General features: G+C 68.2%; 16 protein-coding genes and 1 pseudogene. 10 read left to right on the top strand and 7 right to left on the bottom strand.

Annotated features, from left to right (window positions below):
- The first annotated feature begins 210 nt into the window (after positions 1 to 210).
- Complete coding sequence (locus tag ACIBX3_RS59550; RefSeq protein WP_397129721.1) at positions 211 to 687, top strand: hypothetical protein; 477 nt, start codon at positions 211 to 213, stop codon at positions 685 to 687.
- 355 nt (positions 688 to 1,042) lie between these two features.
- Here ACIBX3_RS59550 and ACIBX3_RS59555 read toward each other — a convergent pair whose 3' ends face one another.
- Positions 1,043 to 1,315, bottom strand: a complete 273-nt coding sequence (locus ACIBX3_RS59555) for a hypothetical protein (protein ID WP_397129722.1) — start codon at positions 1,313 to 1,315, stop codon at positions 1,043 to 1,045.
- On the opposite strand from ACIBX3_RS59555, the gene ACIBX3_RS59560 reads away from it, so the two are divergent.
- Together ACIBX3_RS59560 and ACIBX3_RS59565 are read left to right on the top strand one after the other, a co-directional pair.
- Positions 1,293 to 3,077, top strand: coding sequence for a right-handed parallel beta-helix repeat-containing protein (locus tag ACIBX3_RS59560; protein WP_397129723.1), 1,785 nt, complete (start codon positions 1,293 to 1,295; stop codon positions 3,075 to 3,077). The genes ACIBX3_RS59555 and ACIBX3_RS59560 overlap by 23 nt on opposite strands.
- The gene (locus tag ACIBX3_RS59565; RefSeq protein ID WP_397129724.1) at positions 3,034 to 3,213 is read left to right on the top strand and encodes a hypothetical protein; all 180 of its coding nucleotides are present in this window, start codon (positions 3,034 to 3,036) and stop codon (positions 3,211 to 3,213) included. The genes ACIBX3_RS59560 and ACIBX3_RS59565 overlap by 44 nt, the downstream gene beginning before the upstream one ends.
- A gap of 35 nt (positions 3,214 to 3,248) precedes the next feature.
- Here the strand turns inward: ACIBX3_RS59565 and ACIBX3_RS59570 are convergent, their stop codons facing one another.
- The 4 genes from ACIBX3_RS59570 to ACIBX3_RS59585 form a co-directional block, all read right to left on the bottom strand.
- Positions 3,249 to 4,463: a cytochrome P450 gene (locus ACIBX3_RS59570; RefSeq protein WP_397129725.1), complete on the bottom strand. Its 1,215-nt coding sequence runs from the start codon at positions 4,461 to 4,463 to the stop codon at positions 3,249 to 3,251.
- 292 nt (positions 4,464 to 4,755) lie between these two features.
- Positions 4,756 to 5,574, bottom strand: a complete 819-nt coding sequence (locus ACIBX3_RS59575; protein WP_397129726.1) for a GNAT family N-acetyltransferase — start codon at positions 5,572 to 5,574, stop codon at positions 4,756 to 4,758.
- A gap of 542 nt (positions 5,575 to 6,116) precedes the next feature.
- Entirely contained in the window at positions 6,117 to 6,395 is a 279-nt protein-coding gene (locus ACIBX3_RS59580) for an aldo/keto reductase (RefSeq protein ID WP_397129727.1), read from the bottom strand.
- 242 nt (positions 6,396 to 6,637) lie between these two features.
- The gene (locus ACIBX3_RS59585) at positions 6,638 to 6,769 is read right to left on the bottom strand and encodes a hypothetical protein (RefSeq protein WP_397129728.1); all 132 of its coding nucleotides are present in this window, start codon (positions 6,767 to 6,769) and stop codon (positions 6,638 to 6,640) included.
- Between the two features lie 360 nt (positions 6,770 to 7,129).
- Here ACIBX3_RS59585 and ACIBX3_RS59590 point away from each other — a divergent pair.
- Positions 7,130 to 8,151: pseudogene (locus tag ACIBX3_RS59590) on the top strand (ISAs1 family transposase).
- Positions 8,152 to 8,231: 80 nt separating this feature from the next.
- Here ACIBX3_RS59590 and ACIBX3_RS59595 read toward each other — a convergent pair.
- Complete coding sequence (locus tag ACIBX3_RS59595) at positions 8,232 to 8,906, bottom strand: TetR/AcrR family transcriptional regulator C-terminal domain-containing protein (RefSeq protein WP_397129729.1); 675 nt, start codon at positions 8,904 to 8,906, stop codon at positions 8,232 to 8,234.
- A gap of 192 nt (positions 8,907 to 9,098) precedes the next feature.
- Here ACIBX3_RS59595 and ACIBX3_RS59600 point away from each other — a divergent pair, with 192 nt between their 5' ends.
- Positions 9,099 to 9,794: a hypothetical protein gene (locus tag ACIBX3_RS59600; protein ID WP_397129730.1), complete on the top strand. Its 696-nt coding sequence runs from the start codon at positions 9,099 to 9,101 to the stop codon at positions 9,792 to 9,794.
- A 263-nt stretch (positions 9,795 to 10,057) separates the two neighbouring features.
- On the opposite strand, the gene ACIBX3_RS59605 is transcribed toward ACIBX3_RS59600, so the two are convergent.
- Positions 10,058 to 11,194: a hypothetical protein gene (locus tag ACIBX3_RS59605; protein ID WP_397129731.1), complete on the bottom strand. Its 1,137-nt coding sequence runs from the start codon at positions 11,192 to 11,194 to the stop codon at positions 10,058 to 10,060.
- Between the two features lie 217 nt (positions 11,195 to 11,411).
- Here ACIBX3_RS59605 and ACIBX3_RS59610 point away from each other — a divergent pair, with 217 nt between their 5' ends.
- The 5 genes from ACIBX3_RS59610 (at position 11,412) to ACIBX3_RS59630 (ending at position 15,767) form a co-directional block, all read left to right on the top strand.
- Positions 11,412 to 11,648 carry a FitA-like ribbon-helix-helix domain-containing protein gene (locus ACIBX3_RS59610; protein WP_397129732.1) on the top strand — a complete coding sequence of 79 codons (237 nt, stop codon included), beginning with the start codon at positions 11,412 to 11,414 and terminating at the stop codon, positions 11,646 to 11,648.
- On the top strand, positions 11,645 to 12,031 hold the full coding sequence (locus ACIBX3_RS59615; RefSeq protein WP_397129733.1) for a type II toxin-antitoxin system VapC family toxin: 387 nt from the start codon (positions 11,645 to 11,647) through the stop codon (positions 12,029 to 12,031). Before ACIBX3_RS59610 ends, ACIBX3_RS59615 begins: the two co-directional genes overlap by 4 nt.
- Positions 12,032 to 12,045: 14 nt before the next feature.
- Positions 12,046 to 12,375, top strand: coding sequence for a DUF2399 domain-containing protein (locus ACIBX3_RS59620; RefSeq protein WP_397129734.1), 330 nt, complete (start codon positions 12,046 to 12,048; stop codon positions 12,373 to 12,375).
- Positions 12,376 to 12,859: 484 nt separating this feature from the next.
- Positions 12,860 to 14,641, top strand: a complete 1,782-nt coding sequence (locus ACIBX3_RS59625) for a cellulase family glycosylhydrolase (protein WP_397129735.1) — start codon at positions 12,860 to 12,862, stop codon at positions 14,639 to 14,641.
- Between the two features lie 43 nt (positions 14,642 to 14,684).
- Complete coding sequence (locus tag ACIBX3_RS59630; protein WP_397129736.1) at positions 14,685 to 15,767, top strand: cellulose binding domain-containing protein; 1,083 nt, start codon at positions 14,685 to 14,687, stop codon at positions 15,765 to 15,767.
- Positions 15,768 to 15,987: the final 220 nt, after the last annotated feature.

Genomic DNA, 15,987 nt, shown 5'->3' on the forward strand with positions numbered 1-15,987 from the left:
AATCGACCTGACGATCAGTTTGTACACGGGCACTTACAGATGCCATACGTACGCGGTTACAGCCGGGCCGCGATCTGTCATTGTGACGAGGACACATCCGTCATCGCCACAATGACACCCAGGAGGCGCGCCCGTACGGCTTGACTACGCCTCACTGACCCCCACGACGCCCGCCGCTTTCTCGCGGAGGAGAGCCCGCAGACGCAGTTCGTGCCGAGCGGGTTCGCCGTACATCATGCGCGCGCGGTCACGAACGTCTACGACCTGACCCGCCCGTATCGCTCCCCCAACGCCTACCGGCCCTCCGGCGATGAGGCCCTGGCCGCCCTGACCCTGCTCGCGGACCTGCGCGACTGGCTGACCGACGTCGAACCCGCACTCATTCAGGCCGCCCGCGACGCCGGCGTCACCTGGGACCAGCTCGCCCCCATTCTGCGAGTCGGCGCCCGCCGCGCCGCCCGGGGCCGGTACGCCCGCCTGCTTCGCCTCGCCGCCGAACGCGCGGCCCGGGACGCCGAAGCAGACGACGACGTCGCCCGGGACGTCCTCGAGGACGTCCCGGGCGACGTGCCAGACGTCCCCGCCGGTGCAGCCGTCCCAGAAACGATCGAGCGGGACTGGGACTATGGCGACCTGTGCCTGTGGCGCGACGGCGGACAGTGGAGCCTGCAGGCCGGGGCGCAGTAGATCGCATCCGCGCGGGCGGTGGCCCGCAGCGGCCTTCCGCAGAACCCGCACCGGCGTTGTCCGGCCATACCTTCACGGTAACGCCCTGGCGGAACGGGCCGTCCTGGAAAACGCCAGGCCAACCGCGCTGCGGACGCGGTCAGTCGAAGATCTCGGTGACCCAGACCTTGATCCGTTGCGGATAGCTGTCGACGACGAGGTACCAGTAGTCGTCGTAGGGCGTCTCCAGCACGACGGGGCTGACGTCCTATCGCTGTCTCTGATCTGCAGTACGCCGGCATCTGCCCTGCAGTACTGTCTCAGCGTTGATCTTGAGAGCAAGGGCGAGCTCTGGCTACAGCAGCGACGGCAGGCGTCAAGCGAAGTCAAGGCTGGTCACAATCGGGAGGAAAACAGGAATGCGAAGAACCTGGCCAGTGGCGTTGATGGCCCTTGCCACCGTTGTCATGGGGGGCGCGACGCCAGCGAGTGGCGACGCGGTCGATCCGGCAACCGATTCGACGACGACGACGGCGACGGCGGCGGTCTGCGGCAGTTCGTCGCTGAACGGCCCGACCACACCGCCCTCCGGCGCGGTCGTGGTCCCCGCGGGTGACAACAGCGGCGTGAACTTACGCCAACCGAACACCACGTACTACTTCGAGACCGGCACGCACACGCTGGGCACCGGCGAGTACGCCCAGATCCTGCCCGGCGATGGCGCGACGTTCATCGGCGCGCCCGGCGCGGTACTGGACGGCCAGCGGTTGAACAAGTACGCGTTCGGTCAGCAGGCGACCGGCGTCACGATCCGGTACCTGACCATCACCGGGTTCGTCGCGCCGCGCGATCAGGGTGTGGTCAACCACGACTCCGGCGACGGCTGGGTCGTGGAGCACAACACGATCCGCGACAACTCCGGCGCGGGGCTGATGGCCGGGGCCACGAACAAGATCCGCGGCAACTGCTTCAAGGACAATGGGCAGTACGGCCTGAACGCGTACAAGGCCGGCAACACCATCACCGGCCTGGTTGTGGCGGACAACGAGTTCACCGGCAACAACACCGAAGACTGGGAGCACCAGATCCCTGGGTGCGGATGTACCGGGGGCATGAAGTTCTGGGCGGTGAACGGCGCCGACGTGACCGGCAACTGGGTCCACGGCAACCACGGGCCAGGGGTCTGGGCGGACACCAACAACAACGACTTCCTCATCGCGGACAACCTCATCGAGGACAACGACTCGCTCGCGATCTTCTACGAGATCAGCTACAACGTCGTGATCCGGAACAACACCATCCGCGGCAACGCCTGGAAATCCGGTGCCGAGCGGGCAACGAAGGGCGACCCGTTCCCCGAAGCGGCGATCTACCTGTCCGAGGCGGATGGTGAGCCCCGCGTGGCAGCGCGGACCAGCAAGATCGAGATCACCGGCAACCTGCTCGAGAACAACTGGGGCGGGATCACCGCGTGGGCGAACGCCGACCGGTTCTGCAACAGCCCAGCCTCGACGACCGGCGACTGCACGCTGATCGTCGGGCCGACCAACACCTCACAGTGCTCGGCTCCTGCCATCGCCGGCGAGCCGCTCTACACCAACTGCCGCTGGTGGACGAAGAACGTCGACATCCACCACAACACGTTCGCCTTCGACCCCAGTGCCGTCAACGGCGGCTGCCCAACGCAGTACTGCGGGCACATGGCCCTGCTGTCCAACTGGGGCACCTACCCAGACTGGTCCCCGTACAAGGGCGCCGTGATCCAGCAGTCGATCGTCCACGGGTCTAACAACTCCTGGCACGACAACACCTACACAGGACCGTGGCAGTTCAGGGTCACCGACATGGGCAGCCGCATCTCGCCCGGGCAGTGGGCCGGCCCCCAGTACGGCCAGGACGCCGGCAGCACGTTCGACGGCGGCACGCCCGCCCCGCCGCCGATCGCCGAGCACGACTTCGAGTCCGGCTCGACGATCTCGCCCTACGCCCCGTGGTACGGGGCCGGCGTCGCGCACCAGACCGGCGGCGCGCATGGTGGCACGGGCTCGCTGCAAATGACCAGCATCCAGACGGGTGGCAGCGCGGTGGCGCTTGACAACTTCCCCGGATACAGCGGTGTGGTCGCCGGTACGAGCTACCACGTGTCGCTGTGGTACCGGGAGGCCGTGGCGACCATGCCTGCCGTCACGTGGAATGTGCGCTGGCGCGACGAATCCGGGACGGTGCTGCGTACCGACGCCATCTCCCTGCCCCAGAAGACCGCCTGGACCGAAGCAGCCGGCACGTTCACCGCGCCCCCGGGCACGACCCGCGTCGACTGGACCTTTGTCTGGAACGCGAGCACCACCGGGCCCGCGTTCCAGATCGATGACGTGGCGATCCGTCCTGGAAAGCTCACGCAAAAGACCTGAAGAACCTGAGCCCGGTGACGGCGCTCCGCCCGCGGACCTGAAGTGCGGCAAGGACTTCTACGCCGCCTACCTGTCCAAGGTCCAGAAGGCCAAGGAGCGGGTGTACCAGAAGTTCGCCTGGACCTACGCGCTCTGACGATCTAGGGGGGCGCCTCTCGCGGCTCCCCCCTGCTACCCGGCGCTGACCAGCAGGCGGCGCGGCCGATAGACGAACGCGCCGTCGCTCCACCGCACGTCCGCCAGGTCCTCCCGCGCCCGCAGCCCCGGCAGGCCCGTCACCAGTGCGCGGAAGGCCTCCTGCAGTTCCATCCTGGCCAGGTTCGCGCCCAGGCAGTAATGAGGCCCGTGGCCGAAGGCCAGGTGCGGGTTCGGCTGGGCGTCATCGAAGCGGTGGATGTCGAACCGCAGCGGATCCTCGAACACCTCCGGATCATGGTTGGCCGCCGAGATGTTCGGCAGCACGACGCTCCCGGCCGGGATGGTCCCGGCGGACAGCTCGACGTCCTGGGTGATCCGCCGCAGCATGCCGTTGCTGCCCGGCGCCTCGTGGCGCAGGATCTCCTCCACGGCCGCCTCGACCTGCTCGGGGCGGGCGGCCAGCTCCGCGTACTGCCGGGGGTGGCACAGCAGCCGAAACGTGCCCCTGATGATCATCGAGGCGGTCGTCTCGTGCCCGGCCACGATCAGCGTGAACACCATGTTGGTCAGCTCGTCCTCGCTGAGCCCGTCGTTTTCGTCGCGCGCCTCGATGAGCAGGTCGATCAGGTCCTCCCCCGGCTTGACCCGGTGCTGCTCGATCAGCTCCCGGGTGTACGCCGTGAACTCCGCCAGCCCTTCGTGCCTGGCCTCAGCGCTCGCGTCGGTGGTGGACAGGAAGGTGTCCGTCCAGCCCCTGAACTGCTCGTAGCGGTCCATCGGCACGCCCAGCATCTCGCAGATCACCCGCGCGGGCAGCGGCAGCGCGAAGTCCGCCACCAGGTCGAACTCCGCGCCGGCCGCCTCGATCAGCTCCTCGGCGATGACCGCGGCGCGGGGCCGCCAGCGTTCGATGCGCTTGGGGGTGAACGTGCCGTGCATGATGCGGCGGTAGCGGGTGTGCTCCGGCGGGTCCTGGTTCATGAGCGCCGCCGGGTCGTCATCCAGGAAGGGGCCCTTGACCAGCCGGGGCAGGCCGGGCTCGCGCAGGTTGCGGCTACTGGCCGGCGACATGAGCAGGTCGCGGACGTCCGCGTACTTGACGATCATCGGGACCCGGTCGCCGCTCGGCAACGTCGCCGGCTCCATCGGGGCCTCGGCGTGCCGCCGCACCAGATCGGGCGAGAGGGTGCCGTACGGGCCTGGGGGAAGGTCTGGCCAGGTCGGGGTGGTGCTGGACTGTTCTGTCAAAGCCGCCTCCGGGCAATGCCGTCGTCCAACAAGCTCGCCGAGAACGTACCCCGATGTTGGTGGCGCAGCAATCTCACGTGCACCGCTGCGGCCCTGGCCTGCGCGCCGGCGTCGTACTCTCACCCTGGTGCCGACGCCGGGTTGCCGTTCCAGAATGGTGATCTGGTGTCGCAGGCAAGGACCATCCCGGCCGTGTGCGCACGAATCCGGGCGGCAGGGTTGGCGAGCCGGCCGGAGGCCGGACCGCGCGGGTGCGCGTCTTCGCCCGGGCGGCGGCCGACCTGATGGCCGGTCAGCCCATCGAGATGAGGATGGGCGCGACGTATCGCCCGCGGTCGCCCGGGTGTCGGGGGGCGCCGTAGACCATCGTCGGCAGGGCCGCGGGTCCCTTGGTGGGCCCCAGCCCAGTGAGCCACGGGCGCAGGCCCGGGTAGGCGTCCAGCAGGTCGATCCGCACGTCGCGGTCGGCGCCGTGGGCGGCGGCCAGGATGAGCTCGCGGGCGGCTTCCTCCGAGGGCGCGACGACGGGGCCGATGACACGGTGGGGCCCGGCGTTCCAGGCCACGGCGAAGCCGCCGTCGGTGACGATCGTGCGCTCGGCCCTAGCCAGCAGGACGGTCAGCGCCTTGCTCCGGTCGGCCCCGGTGACCTCGGCGTCCAAGTCGAGGAGCGCGGCATGGTCGTCCGGTGTCGCCACGCGGACTCCGGACGACCCCGCCACCCCCTCCACCGGGCCCATAGTGATCGTCAGGTTGCCCGTGGGCCGGAAGCCCAGCCGCTCGTAGACGGGGCGCCCGAACCGGGTCGCGGTCAGCTCCACGATGCGGTCCCCGGCGGCCTCCAGGGCGTGCTCCATCAGCCGCGTGCCGAGCCCCTGCCTGCCGTACCTGCTGGCGACCAACATCATGCCGACGTCGGCCAGCGAGTCGCCGTAACGAGTCACCACGACGCACCCGGCCAGGCCGTCGCCGTCGGCCGCGTCGACAGCGTAGACCTCACCCGTCTCGAACATCAGCCGCCATTTGGCCTCGTCGGTGGACCACTCGCGATCGCTTTCGAGCCGCTGGCACAGGGGCAGTTCCTCGGGACCGAGAAGTCGAATATCACTCACAGGCGAGAACCTACTCTGTCGGCCCCCCGGCACAGCCCCGGAAGTACCAGAGCGTCTTCGGTTCTCTGTGTTTACATGAGTAAAACGGACATCAGCGTAGCCTCGTCGCATGCCTACCGAGGCCGGGATGCGATCCGGTGGAAGCCGAAGCCGCGTCCGTCCGGCGAGCCGGGCGGACCGTAGCTGAGAGCCGCGTTGTCGGGGCCTGACTCCGCATTCCTGGAGGGAGTGCGGCTCTTGGGCCACCGCCCCGCCGGACGCTAATGGGAACCACCGGGTCCGCTGATCGGGCAGACTCGGTGCCTGGTGGCCGCTGGTGAGTGAGCACTCCCGGACGCTGGACCGATCTTCGAGTCCTGTGGACAGACCGTTGCCCTCACCGGTGGTCGGGGGTCTCGATCACTGATGGGATGTCGTGCCCGCCCTGGGTGGCGTGAGTACTGATCCACTAGCACGCCGACCGGCCCCCGCGGGCTGCTTGATCATGTTGTCGAGGGTTGGGGATCGAGTGCTGTTTGTCGGTGATGACTGGGTGAGGACCATCACGATGTGGAGGTGCAGGACGAGCAGGGCCGGGCGGTCAAGCGGGCCCGGCTGCCCGAGGGCGCTGCCGGGGGGTAGAGCAGCGGCTGGCGGCTGACCTCGTCCAGCCGGGCGCGCTGCTCGGCCGTCAGCTTCAGGTCGGCGGCGGCCAGGTTGTCGGCCAGTTGCTCGCTGGTGCGCGCGCCGACCACCAGCGACGTGATCGCGGGCCGCCCCAGCAACCAGGCCAGCGCCACCTGCGCCGCCGACACCCGCCTTACACGCTCAGCGACGTGCACGGGCAGTAAGGCCAGGATCGGCGCACCGGCGTGAACGCCATGGTCGAGCAGGGCGAGGCCCCGTCCCTCCGCAGTGGCGTGTCACGTGGACATGCGGCGTGCCCTGAGTTCGGTGGCGGCGCGGTCTCATAATCCGTGGGTCGTGGGTTCAAGTCCCACCCGCCCTACCATGCCGACCTGCGGCTTTACGCGGATCTGTAGTCGCGTCATCTGATCGTGAGTCACGGTGAGACACATGTGAGTCACGCCCCCACCCGCGCCTTGCCGATCTTCCGGTTGGTTCCCCGTACCGCCTTCAGCACCAGCCGCGCCGTCACCCGGGCGCTGTCGTGATACGGCTGCGGCAACACCGAGACGTAGATATCGGCGGTCAACACATGACCGCATGCCCCAACGTGCCCTGCACCACCTTCAGCTCCGCCCCCAGGGCCCCGGCAAAGTCGCGACTGGTGTCCGGGTTGAGTTGATTGGTGTAGGCGCGCCCTTGCTGGAGGTAGCCGGGCGGGCATGACCGGTTCGGAAGATCATCGAGGTTCCTGCACCCGTTGATCATCTTCCGAAAGTGAGTCATGCCCGCGTCGCCATCATCCCTGATCGCCTCGTTGTCGCACCTACCGGACGGACTTGACCCAGCCGGACTCGGCCCGGCCGAGGTGGCCGTCGAGCTGCCGGCTGCCCTGGCTGAGGTGCCGGACCCACGTGCGCGGCGTGGGATCCGCCACCGTCTCACCGTGGTGATCACCACGGCGGTCTGCGCGGTCGTGGCCGGCTACCGCTCCTACACCGCGATCGCCGAGTGGGTCACCGACCTGCCCGCCGACACCGCGATGCTGTTGGGTATCGATCCCGGTCGGCGACCGTCCGAGTCGATGATCCGCAGGCTGCTGCAGGCCGTCGACCCGGACCTGCTCGCCGCCACGATCGGGACATGGCTGGCCACGCGCATACCCCCGGCCGCGTCGGGCTCCAGGCGAGCGATCGCGGTGGACGGCAAGACATTGCGGGGCTCACGCACGCGTACCGCCGCAGCCCGCCACGTCCTGGCCGCCGCGGACCAGTCCAGCGGTGTTGTGTTGGCTTCCACCGATGTCGACAGCAAGACCAACGAGATCACCCGCTTCGACACGCTGCTCGACCAGATCGGCGACCTACGCGGTGTGGTCGTCACCGCCGACGCGTTGCACTGCCAGCGTGACCACGTCGCCTATCTCGCCGACCGCGGCGCGCACTGGATTCTGACCGTCAAGGCAACCAGCCCATCCTGCACGAGCAGTTGGCCGGTCTGCTCTGGCGACAGACACCTGAAGCCGACCGGGACACCGACCGTGGGCACGGCCGTCGGGAGATCCGCACCCTGAAGATCCTGTCCGTCGCCGCCGGCATCGAGTTTCCCCATGCGGCACAAGCGATCCAGATCCGTCGCCGTCGGCGCCGTCTCGACGAACCGAGGCGCTTCACCACCGAGACTGTCTACGCGATCACCGATCTGCAAGCTCACCAAGCAAGACCGTGGCAGCTCGCGGACTGGATCCGCGGGCACTGGTCGATCGAAAACAAGATCCACTGGGTCCGCGACGTCACCTACGACGAAGATCGCTCCCAAATCCGCACCGGCACCGGACCCCAAGTCATGGCCGCCCTCCGAAACGCCGCCATCGGCGCCCTACGGCTGGCCGGTATCACCAACATCCCCGCCGCGACCCGCCACCACGCCCGCAACGCCAACCGCCCACTGGCCCTACTCGGCATCACCTAACGACCTTGCCGGGACCCTGCCAGCGGAGCACTTCTGCGGAGCCTGCGGCGCAGAGGGCCCGCGACGGTCGGTGAGCGTTGCTATGCGGAGGCTCTTAGGGGCTCGAGGGCGGCCAGGATGAGGTCGAGGCCGAAGATGAACTCCTCTGCCGGGTCGTAGCCGGCAGCGACGAGCGCTGCGGCGGACTCGTTGAGGTAGGGGAACTCGTCAGGAGGAAGCTGGGGCAGGTAGACGTCCTCGGCCATGTCCGCGAACTCATCGGCGGTGTCGAACGGCAGGCTGGCTTCCTGCAGGGCGAAACCGTAGACGTAGACGTCGAGCAACCAGTTGGCGTGCGTCGCCATCAGAACCGGGAAGCCAGCCCTCCGCAGGCAGGCGGTGACCGCTTCGCGGTGGCGGAGGTGCGCGGGCCCCGGCGATGTCCGCGACTCCATCAGGCCGACCGCCCACGGGTGGCGTGCGAGAACCTGTCGGGCGGATACCGACCGCCGTCGCATCGCCGACTGCCAGTCGGTGTCCTCGGGCGGGAGCTCGATCTCCTCGAACACGATGTCGATCATGGCGTCCAGCAGCTCCTCCTTGTTCGCCACGTAGTAGTAGAGCGACATCGCGCCCGCGCCGAGCGCGCCGGCCAGCCGGCGCATGCTCAGCGCGTGGACCCCCTCGCGGTCGGCGATCCGGATGGCCTCGATTACCACCCGTTGCTTGCTCAGCCCCGCGTCTGGCGCGACCTGGCGTTTTTTCTTCCCGGACACGGGTCTCCTCACTCGCTCGAACGGCTTGACAATCGTCAAGCGTACGTTCATCGTACAGTGTACTAAACTGTAGTACAGTGTACGACGTACAGTGTACGACGTACGGTGTACGACGTACGGTGTACGAATCAGCGAAACCCCGAACCCGCTCGACAACCCGCCGGTCATCCGACCGCAACGAAGGAGTAAGAGATGAGATCACCGAAGAACACCGCCACCACGCCAGCCCGCAGTTGGTTCGTTCGAGGCCGGCTCGTCGGTGCCGCGGCGATCGCGTTCGCGGTGTTGGTGGTGATAGAGAACGTGTTGTTTGCGGTAACGGGCGCGCTGCCCTACGGCGCTCCGATCGAGGAAGTGCTGGCCTACTACGCGGCCAACCGCGACGCGGTCGCGATCGTGTCCGGTCTGGTAGCCCTGTACCTGCCGCTGCTGCTCGTGTTCGTGACGGGCCTGCACGGCCTCGTGGAGCGGCGCGGCGGAGCGGGCACCGACTGGTCGCGCCTCGCCTTGGCCGCTGGCGCGACGCTGTCGGCCATCTTCGTGCTTGTCAACGTCCTGCAGATCGGGCTCGCGCTCTCCACCAGCGGGCTCGCCGAGCCGACGCCCGCGTTCGGGCTCGTCTGGCAGATTCACGCAGCGGCGTTCGCGCTGGCGCTGCCGATGCTCGGCACCACCTGCATCGGCTCGGCCCTCGCCGCGCACGCGAGCGAGTTGACTCCGGCTTGGCAGCGCCTGCTGGGCATGGTGGGCGGGAGCCTGCTGCTCGCTGCGGGGCTGGGCAACCTCGCGATCGCCGACGGCTCGCCGCTGATCTTCGTCGGGCTCCTAGGGTTCGTCGCCTGGCTCGTCTGGCTGCTCGCGACCGGCGTGCGCCTCGTCCGGTCGTGACCGAGATGAGGGCGGCGCCGAGGTCGCGCACGCGGGCGAGGACTCCGTGGAGGGCCGCCCGGGGATGGCAGCCACAGCCTCGATCGCGACCACCCGTGCGTATGCACGCCCAGACCTGCCGCCACGCCGGCGGACGGACCGCTCCTCTCAAAAGAAGAACCTGATGGCCATCCGAACGAACACCCGGAACCTGCTCGATAACCCGCCGATCCCGGTGCAGGCCAAGCTCGCCACCGCCTGGACCAGCTCAAGTTCCTCTACATCTACGTCGAGTCGCGACTTTGCCGGGGCCCTGGCTCCGCCCCCGACGCCAGCGCCAACGTCGCGGCTTCGACGGCGCGTCGATAGACGGGCCATCCTCGTTCGAGCCCGCCGGCCCACTCCCATTCATGCCGATCCGCCCCGAACTCCGTCGCTTCGGGCGCACCACCGAGCGCCTCGGCAATCTGGACGTAGCAGACGGTGGCTCCCGCCAGTCTGGCCTTCTGCCGGCATACGGCAGCAAGCAGCGAACCAGGGTCTCGCATGACCTCTTCGTACGGCGGCGCGCCAAGAGCGGCATAGACGGCATCCACGAAGTCATGAGCGGTGCCAGGGAGCAGGTCCACTCGACGTGACGTGGTGGGCGCTCTCTCGCCGATGGCGGCGTACAGGCCAGCCAGGTCCCCGTTGAACCAGTGGTTGGCCGCCTTGGCGGCGAAGCGTGCGAACTGCTTGAACGTGGGAAGCTCGGCCACGAATTTGTTCAGTTCGTAGGCAACGTCGATCAGCTCGCTCTTCCACCGGTGCCGGAGGTACTCGGCGAGGTAACGATGACTCCATCCCTGCCGGTGGCGTGTGATGATGTCGCGCAGCATCTCGAATCCGGCACGACGCTCCCCCATGGCCACCCCCATGGAGATGTGCACGCCGTCGGAGATCCCTTCCTGCCGGCGGGTGTACACCGGCTGGGGCGGGCCCAGATAGCGCTCGGCGTGTTCAAGTTCGTCGAAGAGGCTGCGGTGGACGGGTGTGCATGCCTGTTCCAGCTCGGTGAGGTAGCGGCGGTAGTAGGCGCGGGGACCGGAAAGTGTGGTGCGGGAGATGGCAGTATGACGCCGTCCCAGAGCCGGTTGACCTCCTCCACCACGTCCGGCGGCAGGAGGCGGCGGTACAGCTGCCGGGTCGGCCCGAAACCGGCCCTGATGGCGTACGGCTCGTCCTCGACGAGCCCCCACAGATGCGGCATGCCCGGCGTCTGCCGAGCATGGACGGCGTCGAACTGCGACCACCAGCGCTTCAGCGCATCGACCGACACCACCCGGCTGTTGCGTGGGCGCGGCCTGCGACCGTACCGCCATGTCATCGTTGGCCAGGCGCAGGACCTCAGTCCTTGGCGGTGGCGGCACCTTCCTTTCCATGTCATGAGAGAGAAAGCGCGAGGATGAGCAGTAACGTGCACCCTTCGATCCGCGTCCCCTGGCACGACTCCGGCTGGTCGGGCATGGTGTGCCGACAGGACGCCCTCGTCCAGATGTTCCGCGACCGCCCCAGCTTGTGGTGGAGATCCTGCGCGACCATGACTGCCAGCAGCTATGTGCATATCTCACATGGACGAAAAGCATTATGCTTTACATCATGGATGCCACCTTGCAAGTCAGAGGCCTGGACGCGGAAGTGGTCGCCGAACTGAAAGCGCGGGCCGCACGTAAGCGCATGTCGCTGTCCGCGTACGTGGCCGGCATCCTCACCGAGGTCGCCGCTACTCCCGCCCCGGACACGATCAGAGAACGACTGGAGGCGCTCCGGTCACTCGGCGGCGGAGCGAGCCACGACGACGTCGTAACCGAGATACGGAAGATCCGCGAGACGTGATCGTCATCGACAGTTCGGCCCTCGTCGAGGCCCTGGCCGGAGACGCCCCCGCAGAGCAACTGCTCGCGCGCGTCGCCGATAACCGACTCCACATCCCTCACCTGCTCGACTACGAGTTTCGCAACGCCATGCGCGGTCTGCTACTCGGCGGGAAAATTAGCGAGGCCCGCGCCGAGGGAGCCCGGATCGTCAAGGCGGGCCTGCCCTTCATCCGCCACGCTGACGATCTGACGGCCGATCGCGCCTGGAACCTGCGAGCGAACTTCAACGGTTACGACGCCACCTACGTCGCCCTGGCCGAAGCGCTGGACTGCAACCTGGTCACCACGGACGAGAAGATCTACAAGGTGGCCCGCAAGTACATCGACGTCGATCTCTGCTGATCTCTCGACCGATCGTGAATCTCTGCCGTGAAGCTCATGCCCTCGGCCTCACCACTTTTGATCCGGCTGCCTCGGACCCGCCTGCCGGGCGTGATCGAGCACGTCGAAACGTCGTCCTGGGCTCCCCAGGGTGCACCCGGCTGCGCTGGCGCGCCGACTTCGACTGCACCCGGCTGCGCTGGCGCGCCGACTTCGACTGGACCGGGCTGCGCATCCTCGCCTCTGCCCAACTGCGGCACGGCGCGATCCCCTGGCGGATGGGGCGGTCGACTACTCCTCTGGGCTGGAGCTGGGCGAATCCACCCCACTCACCGGCAGCCGGTCGCGTCCTCGGAGCGGTGTAAAAGGCTCGACGAGGTAGGTGCCGTGGGTTGATCTTAGGCAGCCTCGGTAGCGGGTGCCAAGGCCGGGTCGTCGGCCGGGTGAAGCTGAGTGGGCGGGTGGAGTAGTGCTCGGCGCAGGTCTTGCAGGATGCGCAGGCCCTTGCTGGTGCTGGTGAAGCCGCGCCAGCCGCGGGCGGCGCGATCCAGGACGGCCCAGGCCAGGCTGACGCAGGAGGTCTCGCCGGCAGCTCGGCGTAGAGTGCCCGCGCGCCCCGCGATAGGCCAAGCAGCGGCGAAGCCTGTGCCGCGCGTGCGTAGCAGAATGAACGTTTCATAGGTGTTCCCCGCCTTGCCCAAGGTCGGTACTGGTGCCGCGTTCCCACCACTGGGCGTTCTTGCTAAGCACCCAGGTCGGATGGATCATTTGGGAGCGCTCCCATTCAGTAAGGGGTCTCGGATGCCGCCTGGTCGCTTCCGGCTCCTCTATTTCGTCGCGGAGAACCCCATGACCATCCGCCGGAAGCCGTGGCACACAGCCCTGACAGCCGCGGCCACTGTAGTGCTCGCCGGATTCGGGCTCGCCGGCGTGCAGTCCGCTGCCGACGCCGCCGTGTCGTGTTCCGCCGCCTATGCCAAGAGCTGGGACAACGGCAGCGCCTTCGGCGCCACCATCACGGTGACCAACACCGGTGACCCGCTGACCACCTGGACGCTGAGCTTCGACTTCCCCGACAACCAGATGATCACCCAGATGTGGGACGGCACGCCCACCCCCGCGGCCCCCACCCCGGCGGGCGCGGCCATCACCGTCAACCCAGCCTCCTACAACGCCGCCAAAGCAACCGGGGCGACCTGGACGGTCGGCTTCAACGGCACCTACACCGGCGGCGTCAACACCCCTCCCACCGTCTCGTGCGCCGGCAACGGCACCGGAGCCCCGCAGCAGGCCCTGGTGGTCTCCCCCACCAGCGTGAGCGTGCCCGAGGGCGGGACCGCCGGCTACACGGTCCGCCTGCAGTCCCAGCCGTCCGGTACCGTGACGGTCACCAGCACCGCGGGCACTGGGGACGGCGACATCACCGTGAGTGGCGGCGCCGGCCTGACCTTCACCACATCCAACTGGAGCACCCCGCAGACCGTGACGCTCCGTGCGGCAGAGGACGCCGACAACGCCAACGGTACCCGGCCGATCAGCGTCTCCTCCTCCGACCTGACCTCCGTCACCGTGAACGCCACCGAGGCCGACAACGACGGCGGCACCGGTGACGCGGCACCCGCCCTGCGCGTCTCCGGGAACCGGCTGGTCACCTCCAGCGGTACCGCCTACCGACTGCTGGGTGTCAACCGGGCCAGCGGCGAGTTCGCCTGCGTGCAGGGCAAAGGCATGTGGGACAGCGGCCCTGTGGATCAGGCCTCGGTCGATGCGATGAAGGCCTGGAACATCCACGCAGTCCGGATCCCGCTGAACGAGGAATGCTGGGTCGGCGTCAACGGCTCGCCCAGCGGCGCCACGTACCAGCAGAACGTCAAGGACTACGTGAACCTGCTGGTCGCCAACGGCATCACGCCGATCGTAGAGATGCACTGGAGCCACGGCCAGTACACCGGCCAGGGGGCCGGCTGCTCGGACACCGCCGCCACCTGCCAGAAGCCGATGCCCGACGCCCAGTACGCGCCGACGTTCTGGACCGGGGTCGCCAACGCCTTCAAGGGCGACAACGCGGTCGTCTTCGACCTGTTCAACGAGCCCTACCCGGACGCCGCCGCCAACTGGAACGCGACCGCCGCCTGGACCTGCTGGCGCGACGGCGGCACCTGCACCGGCATCGGCTACGAGGTCGCCGGCATGCAGGACCTGGTCGACGCGGTGCGCGCGACGGGAGCCACCAATGTGATCATGCTCGGCGGCATCGAGTGGGCCAACAACCTGAGCCAGTGGCTGACCTACAAGCCGAACGACCCGACCGGCAATCTGATGGCCGCCTGGCACACCTACAACTTCAACGCCTGCGTCAACACCTCCTGCTGGAACAACCAGGTGGGCGCCGTCGCCGCGCAGGTGCCCGTCCACGCCGGTGAGATCGGCCAGAACTCCTGCGCGCACGACTACATCGATCAGGTCATGGCGTGGGCCGACGTGAACGGTGTCGGATACACGGCATGGACCTGGAACCCGTGGGGATGCAGCCAGGGCAACGTGCTCATCACCGACTACAACGGCACCCCCACCAGCACCTACGGCGAGGGCTTCAAGGCACACCTGCTCACCCGGAACCCCTTCTCGTAGCACCTCCGGCGTGCCCCTCGATCGTCTCTGCAAGGAGTCACGCATGCTTCGCGGATCCCGCCTGTACACCTTGCTCGCCGCGATCCTGCTGGCGGTTACCTTCGGGGCCGCCCTGCCGGCCACGTCGGCGGCGGCGCCCGTACGCATCATGCCGCTCGGCGACTCCATCACCGCCGGGCCGGGCTGCTGGCGCGCCCTGCTCTGGAACCGCCTGCAGTCGACCGGATACACGAACATCGACTTCGTCGGCAGCGATCCCGACGGCGGCTGCAACTACGGGTTCTCCTACGACGGCGACCACGAGGGGCACGGCGGCTACTCTGCGACCGGCATCGCCGACCAGAACCAGTTGCCGCCGTGGCTGAACGCGGCCAGGCCCGACATCGTCCTCATGCACCTGGGCACCAACGACATGTGGGGGGGCTTTGTCCCCACCGGCACCGTCCTGGCCGCGTACACGAAGCTGGTCGGCCAGATGCGGGCGAACAACCCCACCATGAAGATCATCGTGGCCCAGATCATCCCCATGAACCCGTCCGGCTGCTCCACCTGCGCAGCCAGTGTGACGGCGCTCAACAACGCCATCCCGGGCTGGGCCGCGAACCTCACCACCCCGCAGTCACCCATCGTCGTCGTGGACCAGTGGACCGGCTTCAACACCGCCACCGACACCGGCGACGGGGTACACCCCAACGACGCCGGTTTCAGGAAGATGGCCGACCGCTGGTACCCGCCCCTGACGCAGGTGCTCGGCGGGGTGACCCCACCGTCCTCGCCCAGCCCCTCCCCGTCCCCGTCCGTGACCGCTCCCCCTCCCGGCGGCCGGTGCACCGCCACCTACCGGGTGATCTCCCAGTGGGGCGGTGCCTTCCAGAGCGAGGTCACGGTACAGAACACGTCCACAGGCGCGGCCTCCGCCTGGACGACGACCTTCACCTTCGCCGACGGCCAGCAGGTCCGCGAATCATGGAACACCGCACTCACCCAGAACGCCGCCACCGTCACAGCAGGCAACGCCGGCTACAACGGCGACCTGCCGATCGGCGCGTCCACCGTATTCGGCTTCATCGCCACCTGGAACAACACGACCAACGGGGCGCCCCAAGTGAGCTGCGCGCTCCACTGAGCACATCGGCTCCGGTGAATGTGGCTGCTACTGTTCCGGCCGCCAGCTGTTCGACCCGTACGTTTGCGAACCGGCGCAGCGGGGATAGAAGGCGCCCGCCTTGCACCAGCTGCCAGCGCCAATCCGTCAGCTTCTCGGCCGTAAACGGACCGAGCTCGCAGCTCCTCGCCGTCGATGGCTTCGACGGTCCGGTCCGCGTCAGGCAGCGTGACTCACTGCC

This window comes from Nonomuraea sp. NPDC049480, assembly GCF_044465905.1.
GTDB lineage: Bacteria > Actinomycetota > Actinomycetes > Streptosporangiales > Streptosporangiaceae > Nonomuraea.

Bases quoted from the DNA above. Each gene is read 5' to 3' on its own strand.
- ACIBX3_RS59565 (WP_397129724.1), top strand. From the start codon at position 3,034: ATGACGTGGCGATCCGTCCTGGAAAGCTCACGCAAAAGACCTGAAGAA.
- ACIBX3_RS59600 (WP_397129730.1), top strand. From the start codon at position 9,099: ATGAGATCACCGAAGAACACCGCCACCACGCCAGCCCGCAGTTGGTTC.
- ACIBX3_RS59605 (WP_397129731.1), bottom strand. From the start codon at position 11,194: ATGGAAAGGAAGGTGCCGCCACCGCCAAGGACTGAGGTCCTGCGCCTG.
- ACIBX3_RS59610 (WP_397129732.1), top strand. From the start codon at position 11,412: ATGGATGCCACCTTGCAAGTCAGAGGCCTGGACGCGGAAGTGGTCGCC.
- ACIBX3_RS59625 (WP_397129735.1), top strand. From the start codon at position 12,860: ATGACCATCCGCCGGAAGCCGTGGCACACAGCCCTGACAGCCGCGGCC.
- ACIBX3_RS59630 (WP_397129736.1), top strand. From the start codon at position 14,685: ATGCTTCGCGGATCCCGCCTGTACACCTTGCTCGCCGCGATCCTGCTG.